Source organism: Wielerella bovis (genome assembly GCF_022354465.1).
Classification (GTDB): Bacteria; Pseudomonadota; Gammaproteobacteria; order Burkholderiales; family Neisseriaceae; genus Wielerella; species Wielerella bovis.
In genome coordinates this window covers 958,960-979,722 of the sequence record NZ_CP092361.1, presented here as the reverse complement: position 1 = coordinate 979,722, position 20,763 = coordinate 958,960, and the positions used below count along the sequence as shown (strand labels likewise).

22 protein-coding genes are annotated in these 20,763 nt (G+C 44.5%); 16 read left to right on the top strand and 6 right to left on the bottom strand.

Annotated elements, in window-relative coordinates; all coding sequences use genetic code 11:
* The first annotated feature begins 112 nt into the window (after positions 1–112).
* The 7 genes from MIS45_RS04850 to hisD all read left to right on the top strand — a co-directional run bounded on the left by MIS45_RS04850 (position 113) and on the right by hisD (position 6,345).
* Entirely contained in the window at positions 113–955 is an 843-nt protein-coding gene (locus MIS45_RS04850; protein ID WP_249451202.1) for a CorC family transporter, read from the top strand.
* A gap of 138 nt (positions 956–1,093) precedes the next feature.
* Positions 1,094–1,912 carry a shikimate dehydrogenase gene (gene aroE / locus MIS45_RS04845; RefSeq protein ID WP_249451201.1) on the top strand — a complete coding sequence of 273 codons (819 nt, stop codon included), beginning with the start codon at positions 1,094–1,096 and terminating at the stop codon, positions 1,910–1,912.
* Positions 1,909–2,595 (top strand): monofunctional biosynthetic peptidoglycan transglycosylase, encoded by a 687-nt coding sequence (gene mtgA, locus MIS45_RS04840; RefSeq protein ID WP_249443560.1) that lies wholly within the window; start codon positions 1,909–1,911, stop codon positions 2,593–2,595. Before aroE ends, mtgA begins: the two co-directional genes overlap by 4 nt.
* Before the next feature lie 60 nt (positions 2,596–2,655).
* Positions 2,656–3,345, top strand: a complete 690-nt coding sequence (locus MIS45_RS04835; RefSeq protein ID WP_249451200.1) for an SCO family protein — start codon at positions 2,656–2,658, stop codon at positions 3,343–3,345.
* A gap of 93 nt (positions 3,346–3,438) precedes the next feature.
* Positions 3,439–4,083 carry an ATP phosphoribosyltransferase gene (hisG, locus tag MIS45_RS04830; protein WP_249444915.1) on the top strand — a complete coding sequence of 215 codons (645 nt, stop codon included), beginning with the start codon at positions 3,439–3,441 and terminating at the stop codon, positions 4,081–4,083.
* Between the two features lie 209 nt (positions 4,084–4,292).
* Positions 4,293–4,961 carry a hypothetical protein gene (locus MIS45_RS04825; protein ID WP_249451199.1) on the top strand — a complete coding sequence of 223 codons (669 nt, stop codon included), beginning with the start codon at positions 4,293–4,295 and terminating at the stop codon, positions 4,959–4,961.
* 91 nt (positions 4,962–5,052) lie between these two features.
* A complete protein-coding gene (gene hisD / locus MIS45_RS04820) occupies positions 5,053–6,345 on the top strand; it encodes a histidinol dehydrogenase (RefSeq protein WP_249451198.1) in 1,293 nt (430 codons plus the stop codon).
* A 224-nt stretch (positions 6,346–6,569) separates the two neighbouring features.
* On the opposite strand, the gene serC is transcribed toward hisD, so the two are convergent.
* Positions 6,570–7,667: a 3-phosphoserine/phosphohydroxythreonine transaminase gene (gene serC, locus MIS45_RS04815; protein WP_249451197.1), complete on the bottom strand. Its 1,098-nt coding sequence runs from the start codon at positions 7,665–7,667 to the stop codon at positions 6,570–6,572.
* 624 nt (positions 7,668–8,291) lie between these two features.
* Here serC and fabG point away from each other — a divergent pair.
* The 9 genes from fabG to MIS45_RS04770 all read left to right on the top strand — a co-directional run bounded on the left by fabG (position 8,292) and on the right by MIS45_RS04770 (position 16,434).
* Positions 8,292–9,038, top strand: coding sequence for a 3-oxoacyl-ACP reductase FabG (gene fabG, locus MIS45_RS04810; RefSeq protein WP_249451196.1), 747 nt, complete (start codon positions 8,292–8,294; stop codon positions 9,036–9,038).
* Positions 9,039–9,160: 122 nt separating this feature from the next.
* A complete protein-coding gene (locus tag MIS45_RS04805) occupies positions 9,161–9,577 on the top strand; it encodes a DUF2147 domain-containing protein (RefSeq protein WP_249443553.1) in 417 nt (138 codons plus the stop codon).
* Between the two features lie 94 nt (positions 9,578–9,671).
* Positions 9,672–10,613, top strand: a complete 942-nt coding sequence (locus MIS45_RS04800; RefSeq protein ID WP_249451195.1) for a CAP domain-containing protein — start codon at positions 9,672–9,674, stop codon at positions 10,611–10,613.
* A gap of 127 nt (positions 10,614–10,740) precedes the next feature.
* Positions 10,741–11,598: a DUF808 domain-containing protein gene (locus MIS45_RS04795; RefSeq protein WP_249451194.1), complete on the top strand. Its 858-nt coding sequence runs from the start codon at positions 10,741–10,743 to the stop codon at positions 11,596–11,598.
* 157 nt (positions 11,599–11,755) lie between these two features.
* The gene (locus MIS45_RS04790) at positions 11,756–12,127 is read left to right on the top strand and encodes a hypothetical protein (protein WP_249451193.1); all 372 of its coding nucleotides are present in this window, start codon (positions 11,756–11,758) and stop codon (positions 12,125–12,127) included.
* A gap of 146 nt (positions 12,128–12,273) precedes the next feature.
* Positions 12,274–13,053, top strand: coding sequence for a ferredoxin--NADP reductase (locus tag MIS45_RS04785; protein WP_249451192.1), 780 nt, complete (start codon positions 12,274–12,276; stop codon positions 13,051–13,053).
* Positions 13,054–13,130: 77 nt separating this feature from the next.
* Positions 13,131–13,751, top strand: a complete 621-nt coding sequence (gene rlmE / locus MIS45_RS04780; RefSeq protein WP_249451191.1) for a 23S rRNA (uridine(2552)-2'-O)-methyltransferase RlmE — start codon at positions 13,131–13,133, stop codon at positions 13,749–13,751.
* A 66-nt stretch (positions 13,752–13,817) separates the two neighbouring features.
* Positions 13,818–15,797, top strand: coding sequence for an ATP-dependent zinc metalloprotease FtsH (gene ftsH / locus MIS45_RS04775; RefSeq protein ID WP_249451190.1), 1,980 nt, complete (start codon positions 13,818–13,820; stop codon positions 15,795–15,797).
* A gap of 403 nt (positions 15,798–16,200) precedes the next feature.
* Complete coding sequence (locus tag MIS45_RS04770) at positions 16,201–16,434, top strand: hypothetical protein (protein ID WP_249451189.1); 234 nt, start codon at positions 16,201–16,203, stop codon at positions 16,432–16,434.
* A gap of 7 nt (positions 16,435–16,441) precedes the next feature.
* On the opposite strand, the gene MIS45_RS04765 is transcribed toward MIS45_RS04770, so the two are convergent.
* From MIS45_RS04765 to MIS45_RS04745, 5 genes are all read right to left on the bottom strand, one after another.
* Positions 16,442–17,317: an IS982 family transposase gene (locus tag MIS45_RS04765; protein ID WP_249451188.1), complete on the bottom strand. Its 876-nt coding sequence runs from the start codon at positions 17,315–17,317 to the stop codon at positions 16,442–16,444.
* A 182-nt stretch (positions 17,318–17,499) separates the two neighbouring features.
* On the bottom strand, positions 17,500–18,498 hold the full coding sequence (locus tag MIS45_RS04760) for a quinone-dependent dihydroorotate dehydrogenase (RefSeq protein ID WP_249451187.1): 999 nt from the start codon (positions 18,496–18,498) through the stop codon (positions 17,500–17,502).
* 164 nt (positions 18,499–18,662) lie between these two features.
* A complete protein-coding gene (locus MIS45_RS04755) occupies positions 18,663–19,613 on the bottom strand; it encodes a phosphatidate cytidylyltransferase (protein ID WP_249451186.1) in 951 nt (316 codons plus the stop codon).
* On the bottom strand, positions 19,610–20,287 hold the full coding sequence (locus MIS45_RS04750) for a lysophospholipid acyltransferase family protein (protein ID WP_249444842.1): 678 nt from the start codon (positions 20,285–20,287) through the stop codon (positions 19,610–19,612). Before MIS45_RS04750 ends, MIS45_RS04755 begins: the two co-directional genes overlap by 4 nt.
* A 94-nt stretch (positions 20,288–20,381) precedes the next feature.
* Positions 20,382–20,732 carry a RidA family protein gene (locus MIS45_RS04745; protein ID WP_249449430.1) on the bottom strand — a complete coding sequence of 117 codons (351 nt, stop codon included), beginning with the start codon at positions 20,730–20,732 and terminating at the stop codon, positions 20,382–20,384.
* Between the last annotated feature and the right edge of the window lie 31 nt (positions 20,733–20,763).

Below are 20,763 nucleotides of genomic sequence, written 5' to 3'. Positions count from 1 at the left end.
TGCCGTGATTTCTGATGTCGGGCATAAATGCCCGACCTACGGAAATGTTTTTTGTCGTGTACTGTAAGACAGCCTGAAAAATAAAATACTTTTATTACCCAGAAAAACCACAATGGACAGTCAATCCCCCAGTTTGCTCAACAAATTGTTTAAACATGTTTCAGGCAGCAATACGCCCGACAGCACCGACAAATTGCGCGATATTTTACGCCGCAGTACCCAACACAATGTCTTGGACAGCGACACCTTGTCTCGCATAGAAAATTTGTTTAAATTCAAAGAAATGAATGTGCGAGATGCCATGATGACTCGCGCGCAAATGGACGTGATTAAAACCACCGACAGCATGGAGCGTATCATCGCTTATGTGGTGGAAACCGCACATTCACGTTTTCCTGTGATTGAAGAAGACAAAGACCACATCATCGGCATTTTGCACGCCAAAGATTTGCTGAAATACACGCTCAATCCCGAACATTTCAAATTGGAAAATATTTTGCGTCCTGCGGTGTTTGTCCCAGAAAGCAAATCTTTGAATATTTTGCTTAAAGAATTTCAAACACAGCGCAATCATATGGCGATTGTGGTGGACGAATACGGTGGCATTTCGGGCTTGGTTACCTTTGAAGATGTGATTGAGCAGATTGTCGGCAAAATTGAAGACGAGTTTGACGAAGATGACAGTGCTGACCAAATTTTCCCTGTATCATCAGAACGTTGGCGTATTAAAGCCACCACCGAAATTGAAGACATCAATGCCTATTTTGGCACCACATTCAGCACCGAAGAAGCAGATACGATTGGTGGCTTAGTCATTCATCAGTTGGGGCATTTACCTGTGCGTGGCGAAAAAGTGGTATTGGGCGATTTGTTGTTCAATGTTGCGCGTGCAGATAATCGCCGTTTGCACACGCTCATGGCAACGCGCATTAAAGAAAAAGAAATGGAAGAATAATGCCATATAGGCAGCCTGAAAATATTTTCAGGCTGCCTTTTTGATAATGTTTATACAGAACAACCCTGAAAAAACTTGGTTTTCCAAGCAATTCACACTACAATCCACAAATTCTATTCCTCATTTGATTTCAAAGCCATGACCACCCAATATACTGTTTTCGGCAACCCTATCGCCCATAGCAAATCTCCTCAAATTCACAGCTTATTCGCCGCACAAGAACAGGCGCAGATTTCCTACACACGCACTTTGGTAGAAAATAATCGTGAAGCGTTTCAGGCTGCCTTAAATCAATTTTTTGCTAACGGTGGTTGCGGTGCGAATGTAACCTTGCCTTTCAAAGAACACGCATTTTCCCTGTGCGATGCATTGAGCAAACGAGCCCAAGCCGCTAGCGCAGTCAATACGCTGATACCGCAAAGCAATGGCACGATTTTGGGCGATAATACCGATGGTATCGGCTTGGTCAGCGATTTACGCGACCATTTGGGCATCACACTTTCAGGCTGCCGTATTTTGATTTTAGGCGCAGGTGGCGCAGCGCGTGGCGTAATTTTGCCGCTATTATCATGTGAACCAGAACGCATTGTGATTGCCAATCGCACGCACAGCAAAGCCATTGATTTAGCCAATCAATTTGGCATACACGCGCAAGAATTCGCCACTTTGAAACCCGAATTTGACTTGATTATTAACGCCACATCAGGCAGCGTATCAGGCGATATTCCCCCGATTTCGCCCCCAATATTTTCAGGCTGCCTGTGGGCGTATGATATGTTTTACAGCGCAAAACCAACCGCATTTTTACAATTTGCCGCCCAACATGGCGCACAAAATACCGCCGATGGTTTGGGTATGTTGGTCGCACAAGCCGCCGCCGCCTATCAATTATGGCGCGGATTTACGCCGCAAATTGCCCCCGTTATCGCAACACTACGCGCGGAGTTATCAGCATGAAATACCTGAAATGGCTTTTGGCAGCCCCGTTTGCCGCACTCATTTTGTTTAATGTGTATGCCTATGGCACCATCATCGGCTATCGCGCCCTTGCACCCAATCGCACCGCTTTCATGACCATGCGTATGGACGAATTGGCGAGCAGCAAACCCAATGTCAAACTGGATTATCGCTGGGTCGCATATGACAAAATTTCCATCAATTTGAAAAAAGCCTTGATTGCTTCGGAAGATGCGACTTTTGCTGAACACAATGGCTTTGATTGGAATGGCATCCGTAATGCGATGAAACGCAATGAACGCGGTGGCAAAATTCGTGCGGGTGGCTCAACCATCAGCCAGCAATTAGCCAAAAATTTGTTTTTAAACGAACAACGCAGTTATTTTCGCAAAGCAGAAGAAGCCGCTTTAACCGCCATGTTGGAAGCCACCACCGATAAAGACCGCATTTACGCGCTGTATTTAAACGTGATTGAATGGGGTTATGGCGTATTTGGTGCCGAAAGTGCAGCGCAGTTTTTTTATCACAAATCAGCAGCCGATTTAAGCAAAGTTCAAGCGGCACAATTAGCAGCGCGTGTGCCTAAACCCTTGTTTTACATTGACCATCCACGCGACAAAGGCTTGCGTGCTAAAACCAATATTATTTTAAAACGCATGGGATCGGCAACATTGCCTGAATAGTTTTCAGGCTGCCTGAAATAAACATTTTCTTTACTTTATCAAATAGAAAGATAAAACATCATGAAAAAATTATTATTAAGTACACTTGTTACTGCATTGGCTTTAACTGCTTGTGGTAAACAAGAAGAAGGTGTCAGCCAACTGGCTTCACAAGCAGCACAAGAAATTCAAGCAGAATCTCCTGCTTCCGCCACTAATACGTCTGCATCCAATACAGCCGACAACAACATTGTTTCGGTTGGTGTGGATATGCGTAAAGAAAACTTGGGGGGCGATTTCACGCTAACCGATGGCAAGGGTAAACCATTTAGCATCAGCAGCCTGAAAGGGAAAGTGGTTATTTTGGCATTTGGTTTCACCCATTGTCCCGATGTTTGTCCAAGTGAATTGCTGACATACAGCGATACGCTCAAACAACTGGGCGAGCAAGCAAAAGATGTAGCGGTGGTATTTGTCAGCGTGGATTATGAACGTGATACGCCTGATTTAATTGGCAAATATGTGGCACAATTCAATCCTGAGTTTATTGGTTTAACCGATACAAAAGGGGGACGCGACATCGCACAAATCAAACAACAATTCCGCATTGTGTCAGCAAAAACTGAAATTAAATCAGATAAAATATATAATGTTGACCACACTTCTGGCGCATATTTGTTGGACAAAAATGGCAATGTTGCCATACAAGAACGTTTTGGCGCAGAAGCACCGCAAATTGCGGCAGATATTCGCAAATTATTAGCAGAATAATGTTTTCAGGCTGCCTTCTAGCTTATTTTCAAGCAAAAGGCAGCCTGAAATATAACCATATTTCTTTGGTATACCCCTACGAAAGGACACTACATGACTCAATTAACCATCGCATTATCCAAAGGACGTATCTTTGAAGAAACGCTGCCTTTGCTAGCGGCGGCAGGCATTGTGCCAAACGAAAATCCTGAAAGTTCGCGTAAATTGATTATTGGAACAAATCACGATAATATTCAACTGGTTATTGTGCGCGCATCAGATGTACCAACCTATGTACAATATGGTGCGGCAGATTTTGGTATTGCAGGAAAAGATGTGTTGATTGAACATGGTGGCGAAGGTTTGTATCAACCGTTGGATTTGAATATCGCCAAATGCCGCATGATGGTGGCTGTATGCAAGGGTTTTGATTATGCAGCGGCTTCGGTCGCAGGCAGCCGCTTGCGTGTGGCGACCAAATATCCCAATATTGCGGCGGAACATTTCGCTAAAAAAGGGGTGCATGTGGACATTATCAAATTATACGGTTCAATGGAACTTGCGCCGCTGGTAGGATTGAGCGATGCAATTGTGGATTTAGTTTCCACAGGTGGCACACTTAAAGCCAATGGTTTGGAAGCCGTTGAACATATTGTAGATATTTCCAGTCGCTTGGTAGTCAATAAAGCTGCGTTAAAAACCAAATACGATGTACTCTCCCCTATTCTAACGGCATTTTCAGAAGCTGTTGTTGCCTGATTTTCAGGCTGCCTACTCAATATGCAGCCTGAAACCTTTGCAAAACCCCAGATTTGAGCGCAGTTCAAAGCGATAGTATCGCAAAACGCGCAGACATATCATCTAGATAGGCAAGCGTTTGAGAAACGCATCGCGAAGAAATGTGCCAAAGATGGGGATTTTGCAAAGGTTTCAGCCTGAAAATATCTTCTTATAACATGGAGAACACCATGAATTATTTATTGATTGACCTCGCCAAAACCGATACCAAATGGCAAGATATTCCATTTGAAGATGCCAAAGTCGGTTTATTCGCCACCTTAAAAGCAGCCAAACGCATGATTGCGCCCGAAGAACCACACAGCATTTATGTGTTGCCGAAGAAAAACGCAGCGTTCAGCATCATCGCTGCAGCCGAAGAAATTTTGTCGCATCATCCCGATGCTCGTATTGCCATTGTTTCACCACGCAAGAAATTACTCCCCGCGCTGGAAGATTTGCAAAAAGCCTATCCCGAAGCAGAATTATTATTGAAAAAACGTTTGGGCAAAAAGACTTATCGTTTTATTCAATATGCCGATAGGCAGCCTGAAAACGATGAATATGAAGAAATCGCTGAAATCAGCACAGATAATGAACAGCGCAGCGATGAACACGCATCAATCGTTGTCGCTCCGATGTCTGCCAAGTTCAACAACAATAATCCAGATATTGAACCCGATGTGATTGCCGCCTTATTGTTGCTGAAACATAATCGCCCAAAAAAGAAAAACGATTTGGTGCGCCTAATTGCTAGCAGCGTTCGCCATGATACGCAACGTGCCGATAATATTTTGTCGCAACTGCAACACAAAGGCATCATAGAAATTGATGTAGCTGAAAATATCCGTTATCTCTGACATTGCTTTCAGGCTGCTTTTATATGGAGGCAGCCTGAAAAATAAGTTTTAAAGATATTTAATTTATTTTATTAGCAAGAGGAAGCAAACCATGCAATTTTTAAACAAACAATCCCCCAATTTCCAAACCGAACTGAAAAACTTGCTCGCCTTTGAAACCGCGCAAGACCCGAAAATTGACCAAATTGTTGCCGATATTTGCGCCGATGTGCAAAAACGTGGCGATGCGGCGGTGGTGGAATACACCAACAAATTTGACGGCACGTCCGCGCAATCCATGGCGGATTTGACTTTATCGCAAGACGATTTGCGCGAAGCCTTTTTCAGGCTGCCTGAAAATATGCAAAATGCATTAAAAATATCTGCTCAACGCGTTGAATCGTATCATCAAAAACAAAAAATGGAATCATGGACGTACACCGATGAAGATGGCACGCTGCTCGGTCAGCAAATCACGCCACTTGACCGTGTGGGCATTTACGTCCCTGGGGGCAAAGCTGCTTATCCCAGCAGCGTGATTATGAATGCCATGCCCGCGCACGTTGCAGGTGTGCCAGAAATCATTATGGTCGTGCCTACACCCAAAGGGGAGCGCAATGATATTGTGTTGGCGGCAGCATTTATTGCTGGTGTAACAAAAGTTTACACGATTGGTGGCGCACAAGCGGTGGCAGCTTTGGCGTATGGCACCGACACCGTGCCACAAGTGGACAAAATCACAGGGCCAGGCAACGCCTTTGTGGCGGCAGCGAAACGCCGCGTGTTTGGCGTGGTGGGCATTGACATGGTGGCGGGTCCAAGCGAAATTTTGGTGATTGCGGACGGTAGCACGCCAGCCGATTGGGTGGCAATGGATTTGTTCAGCCAAGCGGAACACGATGAAATCGCGCAAGCCATTTTGATTTCAACATCAAAAACGTATCTGGATGAAGTTCAGGCTGCCATGAATCGTCTGATTGAAGAAATGCCACGCCGTGAAATTATTGAAGCCAGCCTGAATAATCGTGGCGCGATGATTTTAGTGGACAATTTGGACGAAGCTTGCGAAGTTGCCAATTATATTGCGCCCGAACACCTTGAGTTGTCGTTGGAAAATCCCGAACAATGGGCGAAAAAAATCCGCCACGCAGGCGCGATTTTCATGGGTCAATACACCAGCGAAAGTTTGGGTGATTATTGCGCGGGCCCAAACCACGTTTTGCCGACCAGCCGCACAGCGCGTTTTTCATCGCCACTTGGCACTTATGATTTCCAAAAACGCAGCAGCTTGATTCAAGTATCAGAAGCGGGGGCGCAAAAATTGGGCAAAATCGCCAGCGTGTTGGCGCATGGCGAAATGCTGACCGCGCACGCTCGCGCGGCGGAAATGCGTTTGAAAGATTGATGTGAATTTTCAGGCTGCCTTTACCATTCTACAAGACTTTGGAAAGGCAGCCTGAAAAGTTTTTTTATCCCAAAATTCTGAAATATAGTGAATTCAATTTAAACCAGTATAGCGTTTCCAGCTCCCTTATGTACTATGGCGTACATGGCGGTCGCTGTCGCCTTGTCTGTGTCAATTTCAAACGACTATAAAAAATATTTGTATTAGAACACCAGCTCAAACCCTTACCCATATCTCCGTTGAAACTCTGCCATAAACGCCACCAATGCCTCCACGCCAGCCAAAGGCATCGCATTATAAATACTCGCGCGCATACCACCCAATACAGGATAGCCGCGCAAAAACATCAAACCACGCACAGCGGCTTGCTCAATAAACCGTTCGTCCAAAGTTTTATCGCCAGTCGTAAAAATCACATTCATATACGAACGCGCTTGTGGCTGAATCGGATTGCGATAAAAACCACCGCTGCCATCAATCGCATCATACAAAGTTTGCGCTTTGAGCGTGTTGATTTTTTCCATTTTCGCCACACCACCTTGCGTTTGCAACCAACGGAACACCAAACCCGCCATATAAATCGGATAGGTTGCAGGCGTGTTGTACATACCATCTTTTTCAATATGTTTTTGATAATTCCACACATTTGGCACACGTTCCGAACAGCGTTCCAACAAATCTTCGCGGATAATCACAATCGTTGCGCCACTTGGGCCCACATTTTTCTGTGCGCCCGCATAAATCACACCAAAATCCGCCACATTGATTCGGCGCGACAAAATTTCTGATGACATATCACAAATCACAGGCGGTGCATCTTTGCCTAATTGCGGAATATCGCGGTATTGCAAGCCATGCACCGTTTCGTTTATCACATAATGCACAAATGCTGAATCAGGGCTGATGTCCCATTGCGATGCAGGCGGCAAATCATTGTAGTGATACAAATCGCCACCATGCGCCACCAAATGCACTTTCACATCAGACAATTTTCCCATTTGCGAATGCGCGATGCCCGACCAATTTCCTGTTACCACGCTGTCTATACGTTTGAAACCATTGGCAAAATTCAGCGCAATTTGCGTGAAATGCGCCGATGCACCACCTTGTAAAAACAAGACCTTATAATTGGATGGAATCGCCAATAATTGACGCAAATCCTGTTCCGCATGATACAAAATACTGTGAAACATATCAGAACGGTGCGACATCTCCATCACAGAAAAACCTGTGCCGTTGTAATCCAACATATCTTGTTGTGCGGTGCGTAACACACTTTCGGGCAACACGGCGGGTCCTGCGGAAAAATTGTATGGGCGCATAAATAATCCTTTAACTGAATGAGATTTTGATTGTAGTCTTGATGATGACTGTTTTACAAGATTTTTTAATATTATCGTTATTTAAATATAGTCGTAGAAATGAAAATGCAGTACAAGGCGACAACGCCCGCCGTGTACGAATAGTACATAAGGGCGTTGGCAACGCCGTACTGCTTTTTCAGTTCTGCGACTATATGATGCAAAAGGCAGCCTGAAAACCAGTATGCAGTTTACCCGATTTTAATCAGATAAAAATCATTTGAGTAGAAAAACTAACTGCTATAATCCCATTTTTATTTTCAGGCTGCCTAATGGTATCTACGACTGAAAAATAGGTGATTTCATTGATATAGTCGCAGAATTGAATCTGCAACTATAGTCGCAGAACTGAAAAAGCAGTACGGCGTTGCCAACGCCCTTATGTACTATTCGTACACGGCGGGCGTTGTCGCCTTGTACTGCATTTTCATTTCTACGACTATATATATCTTTAATATTTGATGGCTAGGCAGATTCCGTAGGTCGGGCATTAATGCCCGACACAACATACCGTGATAATGTCGGGCTACAACTGAAAGGCAGCCTGAAACTCATTTTCCCATTTTAAAACAAGGATTTGAAACGATGACAACACAAAACTTAATAGGCAAAATCGCTTTGGTAACAGGCGCATCTCGTGGCATTGGCGCAGCGATTGCGGACACGTTGGCGCAAGCTGGTGCAACCGTGATTGGCACGGCGACTTCGGAAAACGGCGCGACGGCGATTGGCGAGCGTTTGGCTCAATGGAACGGCGTGGGTCGCACCTTGAACGCAGCAGACAATGGCGCGATTGAAAACCTGATTGGCGAAATTGAAAAAGAATTTGGCAAACTGGATATTTTGGTCAATAACGCAGGCATTACGCGCGACAATTTGCTCATGCGCATGAAAGACGATGAATGGGACGACATCATGAATGTGAACCTGAAATCCGTTTACCGCGCCAGCAAAGCCGTCATGCGTGGCATGATGAAACAGCGCAGTGGTCGCATTATCACGATTACATCGGTGGTTGGCACGATGGGCAATGCAGGGCAAACCAATTACGCCGCCGCCAAAGCCGCCTTGCAAGGTTTCAGCAAATCCTTGGCGCGTGAAGTGGGCAGTCGCGGCATTACCGTCAATTGCATTGCCCCTGGATTTATTGACACCGACATGACCCGCGCCTTGCCCGAAGAAACGCGCAAAATGTTTGAAAATCAAACCGCGCTGGGCAAATTTGGCGAAGCGCAAGATATTGCCAATGCCGTTTTATTCTTGGCTTCCGAGCAAGCCAGCTATATTACGGGGCAAACTTTGCATGTGAATGGCGGTATGTTGATGCCGTAAAAATACAGGCAGCCTGAAAACAAAATCATGTTTTCAGGCTGCCTTTTTATATTGTGAAAATATTGTCGGCATCATTAAAATAGAATAGAATATCTACTTTATTCCACGCAGGAAAATCTGATATGAAAAAAATTTTCGCAGCAACTTTGAGCTTTATCATCGCCACTACCGCTTCTGCCGCAGGCATTGAAGGCAAATGGCGCACCATTGACGATGAAACCAAAAAACCCAAAGCCATCGTGCAAATCAGCCAAAATGGCAACCAATTCAATGGCACGATTGTCGGCTTGGCGCAAGGCGTGGACAATGTTTGCCCTGCTTGTGGCGGCAATAAACCTTTGGTCGGTTTAACCGTTGTGCGTGGCTTGAAATCCAAAAACAGCAATGAATACGATGGTGGCACGATTTATGACCCAAAAGGTGGTAAAACCTATCGTGTCAAAGCAACTTTATCCGCCGATGGCCGCACCTTGAAAGTACGCGGATTTATTGGCGTGTCGGCATTGGGTCGCACGCAAACTTGGACGCGCGTTCAATAATTTCATCTCATTATTTTTAAACAATAGGCAGCCTGAAAATGCGATAATTCGTTTTTCAGGCTGCCTTTTAAGTTATGAAAATCAGGGAGAAATCATGATGCAAGCAAAATGGTTTTTGGCTATCAGTTTGGGCATTGTTTCGCTATCGGTGGGCGCGGAAACGCTATCGCCTAATCAAAAAGAATTATTCAATCGCATCAACGAATTTCGCAGCCAAGCGCGACAATGTGGCGGCAAAATCATACCTGCCCGACAAAAATTAAGGTGGAACAAGCAATTAGCACACGCCGCCGCGCAACATGCTTTGGATATGGCGAAAAATAATTATATGGCATACGACAGCCCGCGCGGTGTTACGCCGTGGCAGCGCATCATGGCAAGCAATTATGCGGGTTGGGACGCGCGGGCGGCGATTGGCGCAGGCTATCACAATGTCAATGATATTTTGGCGCAATGGACAAATTCACAATTTTGCGCCTACACTTTGATGGACGAACACATCAATGAAATTGGCATCGCGCAAGTTCGCGCAGCAGGTTCATATTATGGGAATTATTGGGTGATGTATGCAGGCGTTTCGGCACAAGATTATTCATCAGAACAAATGCTTAACGCGGTGAATCGTATCCGCTTGCAAGGTAGAATGTGTGGCACGCGCCGTTTTCAGGCTGCCCCACCTTTGCGCTGGAATAAATTATTACAATCTTCGGCACAAAAACACGCGCAAGATATGGCAAACAACGATTATTATGGACATGTTAGCCGCGATGGGCGAACTTTGCGCCAGCGTATCAATCAAGAAGGTTATGTGTTTTTGGAAGCGGCAGAAAATGTGGCGGCTGGGCAATTATCGCTGCAACAAGTTTTGGATAATTGGCTCGCCAGTCCGCTGCATTGCGAAAATTTAATGGACCCGAATGTAAGCGAATTGGGCATGGCATATGCCTATCGCGACAATGCGCGTTTTAAAATTTATTGGGTACAAAATTTTGCTGCGCCGCGTCCACCCAAAACTTTGCCACAACCTACTCCTTAAAATGTTTTTCAGGCTGCCTTGATTTTTTTTAATAGATAAAATCAATCTTTTCAGGCTGCCTGAAACCATTTTTGCCGTTATAATCCGCGTTTTTTAACCCCAATATATTTGAATATAAGGACATAAAATGGCATTTGCTTCCCTGTTCACGCTGCTAGACGACATTGCTTCCATGTTGGACGATGTTGCCTTGATGACCAAAATGGCAGCGAAAAAAACGGCTGGCGTAGTGGGCGATGATTTGGCACTCAACGCCAACCAAGTAACAGGCGTGAATGCCGACCGCGAAATTCCGATTGTGTGGGCGGTGGCAAAAGGCTCGTTTATCAACAAAATGATTTTAATCCCCGTTGCCTTGATTTTAGCGGTGTTTGCCCCTTTTTTGATTAAACCCTTATTGATGATTGGCGGGGCTTATTTGTGTTTTGAAGGCGTAGAAAAATTGCTGCACAAATTTCTTCATCGCGATGATGCCAGCCACGAAATTGCTTCCGATACTTTGGATAGCGAAAAAGACAAAGTCAGAGGCGCGATTCGTACCGATTTTATTTTGTCGGCAGAAATCATCATCATTGCGCTGGGCGTGGTGGAAAATGCCAGTTTGGGCGTGAAAATTGCCGCACTTTCTGCGATTGGTATCGGCATTACCATTGTGGTTTATGGCTTGGTTGGTTTGATTGTCAAAGCAGATGACTTGGGCTTTTATTTGATACGCCAAACCAGTCGCATCAAACAATGGTTGGGGCGCGGCATCATCGCATTTATGCCGTGGTTTATGCGTGCTTTGAGCGTGGTGGGTACGCTGGCGATGTTCTTGGTGGGTGGCGGTATTTTTACCCACAATGTCACATGGTTGCATCATTTCCAATGGCATAACGTGTGGCTGGATACTTTGTTTACCTTATCGGTCGGCATCATTATTGGCGCGATTGTGTGTGCCATCGTGTTGCCCTTGGTCAAATTATTCAGCAAAAAAGCGCATTGATTTTTTTCAGGCTGCCTTATTTTGATTTGATTAACATCATTTCATCAAATAAGGCAGCCTGAAAATATGGATTGTCTTAATCATAATAATCAATTATATTGAACAGCGCAGAATTAGCTTGTCTTGTTAAACTTAATCCACACAAGAAAACCTTATCATGAAAATCCAAAAATTCTTTTCTCTTTCGTTGATTGCTGTTGCCTTGATGACCAGCGCGTGCGCGACACAAACCGCAAGCACCGCTACGCCTACCAGCAGCACCATACAACAATTCGCTCGCGCCGATGGCAGCAGCATGGCACAAGCCATCAAAATCCGTGAAAACGACACCATGCGCGGCATCGCCGCCGAAAATGCGTGGTTACAATCCAATTTGCCGCAATATCGCAAAATCGGTCAAGCCCTATTGAAAGAAGAAACAGGCATTTACGATGAAATCACGGTTCAGGCTGCCAATGGTTCAACACGCAAAGTGTATTTTGAAATCAGCGATTTCTTTGGTCGCATGGGTGGCACATTCTTGCAATAAACTTCCCAAATAGGCAGCCTGAAAACACAGTATATAGTATAAAAACACTATTTACTTGATACACACTCGCATTTTGCATACAATAGCGCGTTTATTTATTCGCACAGTTTCAGGCAGCCTGAAACGCATCACAAGAAAGAATCTTAATGGCAGCATTCAATACCCAAGAAGTTCTATCCGTACACCATTGGACAGACGCTTATTTTAGTTTCACTTGCACACGCGATGAATCCTTGCGCTTTGAAAACGGACAATTCGTGATGATAGGTTTGATGGTGGACGGCAAACCCCTTATGCGTGCGTACAGCGTTGCTAGCGCAAATTGGGAAGAACACCTTGAATTTTTTAGCATTAAAGTACAAGACGGTCCATTAACAGGACGTTTACAACACATCAAAGTAGGCGACGAAATTCTCATCAGTAAAAAACCAACAGGTACACTCATCGCCAGCGATTTGAATGAAGGTGGCAAACATTTATATTTATTGTCCACAGGCACAGGACTTGCCCCATTTTTAAGCGTTACCAAAGACCCTGATATTTATGAACAATATGAAAAAGTGATTTTGGTACACGGCGTGCGTAATAAAGCAGATTTGGCGTATTACGACCACTTTACCCAAGAACTGCCCAATCACGAATTTTTAGGCGACATGGTGCGCGAAAAATTGATTTACTATCCCGTTGTTTCACGCGAACCGTTTGAACATCAAGGTCGCCTAACCGATTTGATGAAAAGCGGTAAAATGTTTGATGACATTGGTTTACCGCCCATCAATCCAAAAGATGACCGCGCCATGTTGTGTGGCAGCATGCCGATGAATGCCGATACTTCCGCTATTTTGGACAGTTTTGGCTTGGTGGCATCGCCCAAAACAGGTGTGCGCGGCGATTATTTAATTGAACGCGCATTTGTAGAACAATAATCTATTTTTAAACAGGCAGCCTGAAAACGAAATAACACGTTTTTCAGGCTGCCTAAAACGCTATAAACACAATAAATATGGTACAACGTTCCAAATCTTCTCCTGCTTGGATGCACGAACACGTCAATGACCCTTATGTCAAACGCGCACAAAAAGATGGTTATCGCGCTCGTGCAGCTTATAAGCTATTAGAAATAAATGAAAAAGACAAATTAATTAAAAATGGCACCGTTTTAGCAGACTTGGGCAGCGCACCAGGTAGCTGGTCGCAAATTGCCGCTAAATTGGTTGGCAAACAAGGTAAAGTTTTTGCTTTGGATATTTTGCCAATGGATGCGCTGGACGGCGTAGAATTTATTCAAGGCGATTTTCGTGAAGACGATGTATTGGCAAAATTTGAAGAATTACTGGGTAATCGTCCGTTAGACCTTGTAATTTGTGACATGGCACCCAATATGTCGGGCAACGGTACCATTGACCAAGCACGCAGTTTTTATTTATGCGAATTGGCTTTGGATTTCGCCAATAACCATTTGAAAACAGGTGGTAATTTCTTGGTTAAAGTGTTTCAAGGAACGGGTTATCAAGAATACATGGCAGCCATGCGCGAAGTTTTCACAAGCGTACAAACGCGTAAACCCGATGCTTCACGCAATCGGTCTAACGAAATTTATCTATTAGGCAAAAATAAACGCTGACAAGGTTTTCAGGCTGCCTTAAAATTAGCATTCAATTTATATCACACATTTAGGGAGCGTGTTTCTGTGGGGAGCAACATAAAAAATTTACTATTATGGTTGGGTTTAGGTGCAGCAATTATGTTCGGCATCAATTATGCCCAAGAGAAAAAACCTGATTCACAACAAATTGAATATTCACAATTTATTCAACAAGTGAAAGAAGGACAAGTCAATAATGTAAACATTCAAGGTTCATTTATTGGTTATGAAATCACGGGAGAACGCACGGATAAAACCACATTCCGCACCAATGCACCTGTTGATGACAAAATGGTGGAAACGCTGATTAACAATAAAGTCCGCGTCAAAGTGACACCTGAAAAGAAACCAGGAATGCTCCAAAGTTTGTTTATGAGTTTGTTGCCTGTTGCCTTGTTGATTGGCGCATGGTTCTGGTTTATGCGTATGCAATCGGGTGGTGGCAAAGGCGGCGCATTCTCATTTGGTAAATCGCGCGCCAAATTATTGGATAAAGATGCCAACAAAATTACTTTTGCCGACGTGGCAGGTTGCGATGAAGCCAAAGAAGAAGTCCAAGAAATCGTGGATTATTTGAAAGCCCCCAACCGCTATCAATCTTTGGGCGGACGTGTGCCGCGCGGCATTTTGTTGGCAGGTAGCCCTGGTACGGGTAAAACCTTGTTGGCAAAAGCGATTGCGGGCGAAGCGGGCGTACCGTTTTTCAGCATTTCGGGTTCGGATTTTGTGGAAATGTTCGTGGGCGTGGGCGCGAGCCGTGTACGCGATATGTTTGAACAAGCGAAGAAAAACGCGCCTTGCATCATTTTCATTGACGAGATTGACGCGGTTGGTCGCCAACGCGGTGCAGGTTTGGGCGGTGGCAATGACGAGCGCGAACAAACATTGAACCAACTTTTGGTGGAAATGGACGGCTTTGAAAGCAATCAAACCGTGATTGTGATTGCCGCCACCAACCGCCCAGACGTGCTTGACCCAGCTTTGCAACGCCCTGGACGTTTTGACCGTCAAGTGGTTGTGCCGCTTCCCGATATTCGCGGTCGCGAGCAAATTTTGAAAGTGCATGCGAAAAAAGTGCCTTTGGACGAAAGCGTGGATTTGGTTACCTTGGCGCGTGGCACCCCTGGTTTTTCGGGTGCGGATTTGGCGAATTTGGTCAATGAAGCGGCTTTGTTTGCAGGTCGCCGCAACAAGAAAAAAGTGGACCAAAGCGATTTTGAAGACGCCAAAGACAAAATCTACATGGGACCTGAACGCCGCAGCATGGTCATGCACGAAGACGAAAAACGTGCCACCGCTTACCACGAAGCAGGTCATGCGATTGTGGCGGAAAGTTTGCCGTTTTCCGACCCCGTTCACAAAGTTACGATTATGCCACGCGGACGTGCCTTGGGCTTGACGTGGCAACTGCCTGAACGCGACCGCATTTCCATGTACAAAGACCAGATGTTGAGCCAGCTTTCTATTTTGTTTGGCGGTCGCATTGCAGAAGATTTGTATGTGGGACGAATTTCCACAGGTGCATCAAATGACTTTGAACGCGCTACGCAATTAGCACGTGAGATGGTAACGCGCTTTGGTATGAGTGAAAAAATGGGCGTGATGGTGTATGCGGAAAACGAAGGCGAAGTGTTTTTGGGTCGCAGCGTAACGCGTTCGCAACACATTTCCGAAAAAACGCAACAGGAAGTGGACGCGGAAATCCGCCGCATTTTGGACGAGCAATATGCCGTTGCCTACAAAATTTTGAGCGAAAACCGCGACAAAATGGAAACCATGTGCAAAGCCTTGATGGATTGGGAAACGATTGACCGCGACCAAGTACTGGAAATCATGGCGGGCAAACAGCCTTCGCCGCCGAAAGATTACAGCCACAATGTGAAATCGGAAGCGGAACAAGCGCAAGATGCGGACAGCGAATTTGCTAAATTGCCCGAAGCGGACAAACAGCCTGAATTTGAACCTGCCGCCCAAAGCGAAACGGTCAAATCCGACAATTCGGACAATAATCAAAATAAAGCGTAATTTTTGATTCAGGCAGCCTGAAAACTGGGAAAATGGGTTTTCAGACTGCCTTTTCATTTTTGGGATAAAACTAGGACGTAATGTAGGGTGCAACTTGTTGCACCAAACTCATGTCTCATCAGAAAAATGGTGCAATAAGTTGCACCCTACACTTATACCTTTTTAAATGGGTTGAAAATCAATATGTTTTGGCAAACCAAACATTTTCAAATTGAATCCACTATAAATGCACTCAAATCATCAGTATTGTGAATGTTACGCCCGATTCATTTTCCGATGGCAGATAATATTCAGGCAGCCTGAAATTGTTTTCAGGCTGCTTTTTCTGTTAAAATCATTGTGCTAACAAGGCAATAGGCATCTAGAGCGGTTTGATGTTTTCCCATAAGCCTGTACGAGTGGCATGCCGTACCGTATACAAGATAAATATGATGAATTGTTATTGTATTCAGTAGGCGGTACGCTGGCAGGCTGGGCTACACCCAATACATGTGCTTATTTCTGGCGACAAGCTGCTGTGCCATACTCTATTCAACATATTGATTTAATAAAAGGTTTTCAAATTTCTGCCGATGTTATCGCGCAATTAAAAGCCGCTCATTGGACAGAAAATAATTTTAACGCGAACTCGGGATAAGTCTTTCTTACTTCATTGGTAACAAAGACTTTTTTCCAAACATCATTGGCTTATAAGGAAACAGGCAATAGGCAGTCAAACCTGAAATCAAATTCAAGATAAAACCACGCTCCAAACGATGCCGAGTATGTTCAATTTGACACAAATTTTTCAGTTGCCCAAAAATGGTTTCTATAACACCACGTTTTTTAAGCAGCTTTTTCTGCTCACTTGTGTATTGTTTGGGTTTCATGCCTTTTTTGATACCCGTTAGTAAAGTAATGCCATATTTCTCTTTAAGCCAATCACTTAAATCTTTTCCAATATAGCCCCTATCCGCCACCAAAATGCCGAATAGGTGCTTTGCCATTTGTTTTAAACCTTGACGGTCATCCACATTGCCTGCGGTTAAGCAAAAATTGACCAGCTCACCCAAGTGGTTAAATACCGCATGCAATTTGAAACCGTAAAACCAGCCTGTACTGCTTTTGCCCCTTTGCGCGATGTTTTTAAACACTTTATGCGAGTGAATACGGCGATTGTGGCAAACCGACAAAGTGGTTGAATCCACCACACCTATACCTGTGCATTTGCCCATTTGGGTGGTTAAAAATACCAACATAGCAGGTAAGGCTCGTGTAGCCAGTTCCAAAAAGCGGTTGTAGCTGGGCATATTGGGGCAGTCTCGCTGCCAAATGGATTGGACTTGCCATTGGTAATAGGTTTTGAAATCACGCATGCGATATTGATGAAAAGCAATCAGTACGGTCATGATTTCTGCGGTACTGATACAACTTGGTCTATTACGAATTTTATTGTTTTTAATCAATTTGCTATTGAATTTGGGTTCAAATTCTTTGCAAAAATCATCAATTTGGCAGAAAAGTGCGGTAAGATAATCCATGTTAAAGGGCTTTCGTGATACTTGGTTGTGTGCAAACAATAGATTATCACGTTTGCCCTTTAATTTTTATGAAATTTCTTATCCCGAGTTCGCGTTACTATAATATATTTCTGTACCAAAAATAATCATAAAAATAGTTTTCAGGCTGCCTTTTTATCAAAAAAAGGCAGCCTGAAAATATATCACAACGATTTAATACATTCCGTAACCAATCCTGCACCACGATAAATCATACCGCTGTAAATCTGCACCGCTGCTGCACCCAGCTGCATTTTTTCACGCGCATCATGCCCACTCAAAATACCACCAGCACCAATCACAGGCACTTTGCCGTCCAATTCGCGCACCAGTTGTGCCAACACACGATTACTCGCTTCTCGCACAGGCGCACCACTCAAACCACCTGCTTCTTGCGCTAATGGCGATGCGCCCAATGCGGTTTTGTCAATCGTAGTATTAGTGGCAATCACACCGTCCATTTCCGTTTGCAAGACAATATGCGCGATGTCAGCGATTTGTGTTTCGTCCAAATCGGGTGCAATTTTCACCGCCAATGGCACATAACGTCCATGCACGGCGCGAAGATGCGCCTGTTTGTCTTTCAGGCTGCCTAATAATTTGCTCAATTCATCGCCACCTTGCAAATCACGCAAATTTTTGGTATTCGGCGATGAAATATTAACCACAATATACGAAGCATACGCATACGCTTTTTCCAAGCAAATCAAATAATCATCAACCGCATTTTCTATTGGCGTCGTGGCATTTTTGCCGATGTTGATACCCAACACACCCGTGTATTTGCTGCGTTGCACATTCGCAATCAACGCATCAATGCCATGATTATTAAAGCCCATACGGTTCACAATCGCTTGGTGTTCAGGCGAACGAAACAAACGCGGTTGCGGATTGCCCTCTTGCGGACGCGGCGTTACCGTGCCCACTTCAATAAAACCAAAACCCAATGCCGCCAAACCGTCAATCGCTTCGCCATTTTTATCCAAACCAGCAGCCAGTCCAACAGGATTAGGCAAATGCAATCCCATTAGCGAAGTGGGCTTACTATGCGGATTCACGCGTGGCATCATACCACCGAATGTATGCAATAATTGAATCGTTAAATGATGTGCTTGTTCAGGTTCAAGTTTGAACAAAAGTGGTCGGATTAGAGTTTCGTACATTTCAGGCTGCCTTTAATATGGGAAATCAATATTTTATCATAAAATTCAATAGCATCATTTTTATTCATAGTACAGAGACTGCTAACAGCGCAACGATGTTGTTCTTGCACAAAATAAGTGTGAAACAACATCGCTTGCAATCATAGTACAAAATACCGTACTACTTAACCATTCCAAAAATACCGCACAATATGAAAAAACACTGGCGCAGCGAAACACACCGAATCCACGCGGTCAAGCATGCCGCCGTGTCCTTGAATCATATTACCCCAATCTTTCACACCATAATCGCGCTTGATGGCAGACATCGCCAATCCTCCCAAAAAACCCATCACACAAATCACAAAACCAATTAAGGCAGCCTGAAACGTGGAAAATGGCGTAATTGGCGACATCAAAGCAGCCAATACAGTGGCAGACAAAATACCGCCCACCGTTCCCGAAATGGTTTTTGACGGCGATACGCTGGGCAAAATTTTCTTGCCACCGACCAATTTACCCCAAATATATTGCAAAACATCGCTGCATTGCACCACCGCAATCAGAAAAATCAGCAGCAAAATATTGTTTTCTGGCAAAAATCCATCCAGCTTCAAGGTCAGCAAAGCGGGAACGTGCGATAAACAGAAGATGCAAATCATCGCCATCCATTGCGTTTTGGCGGTGCGTTCCAAGAAATTGGTGGTGCTACCGCTTAAACTGGATACAATCGGCAGCAATAAGAATCCATAAATCGGAATAAAAATGCTGAACATGCCATACCATTGGTCTAACACAAAATAATATTGCACAGGCAGCAAAATATAGAAACATACTGCCATATTATTGTAATCTATGCGGCGGCGATAAATCAGCGTCATAAATTCGCGCAAGGCGGCAAACGAAATCAGGAAAAACAAGACGGTTGCGCCAATGCGCCCAAACCAAAAGGCGCACAATAACACAATTGTCATCAGCCACCATGCGTAAATCCGTGCGTTGAGATTGCTGATGGTGTCGCTGTTGCCGTATTGGCGTTTGAGCATTTGTCCGATGAAACTGGCGATGGTCAGCGCGATGAATACGCTGACAAAAATATAGCCTGCTTGTGGTACTAATTGCGGCGCAAGATTCATGATGCTTCTCCTGTGGGATTTGAGGCAGCCTGAAAATGATTCGGTGCTAAATTGAGCATGGCTTGGCGACAACGTTGCAAAAATTCTTCTTTATTTTCATTTTCTTGCAATTTAATCGCATCGCCAATTTGTACATGGCAAACCAATGGAATCGGCAAGATTTTGCCTTTGGGCAACACGCGACTGATGTTGTCTATCCAAATCGGTACAAATTCGGTATCGGGTTTGGCTTTGGCAAGATGATAAATGCCGCTTTTAAATGGCAACAGCAGCGTGTTGTCATCGGTGTTGCGCGTGCCTTCGGGGAAAATAATCAGCGAATCGCCCTGTGTCAGCGCGTTTGCCATTTGTTCGGTAATGGCTTGGGGATTGTCGCTGTTGCGCGGAATCAGCAAGGCATTGAAAACATTTTGAATAATAAATCGTTTCAAGCTGCTGGTCAGCCAATAATCTGCACCAGCAACGGGGCGCGTGTGCATGCGCCATTTGCGTGGCAGCGAAATCCACACTAAAACGAAATCGCCATGACTGTTGTGGTTGGCAAAATAGACTTTTTGTTGTGGTGTGAATGGCAGCGTGTCGGCGCGTTTGGGGCGCACGCCTGTGATAAATGCCACGAATAAACAAAGCAGTTGGTCTATTAACCACGCAATGTGTTTTTTGAAAAATGACATGGTGCCGCTCCTTGTTGATGAAGTTTCAGGTTGCATTATGGCATGATATGGCGCAAAAATGCAGCCTGAAACAATCTTTCAGGCTGCATTGAATTTATTTTTGCACAGCAGAAATTTTAATTTCCACTTTCCATTCCGTTTTCGCCAATTTTGCTGCGACACACGCACGCGCTGGCGAATGTTGTTTATCCACCCACGCATCCCACGCCGCATTCATGCCATCGTAATCCGTCATATCAGACAGAAAAATGGTCGCTTCCAAAATATGCGCTTTGTCCGAACCACATTGCGTTAACCAATGGTCAATTTGGCGCAACACATCTGCCGTTTGCGCGACAATATCTCCGTCTATTTCTGGCACCATGCCCGATAAAAAGACAAAACCATTCGCCACCACAGCTTCGGATAAACGCTCATAACAACCAAATCGTTGAATTTTATTCATTTTACTATTCCTTATTATCTTTAAGGCAGCC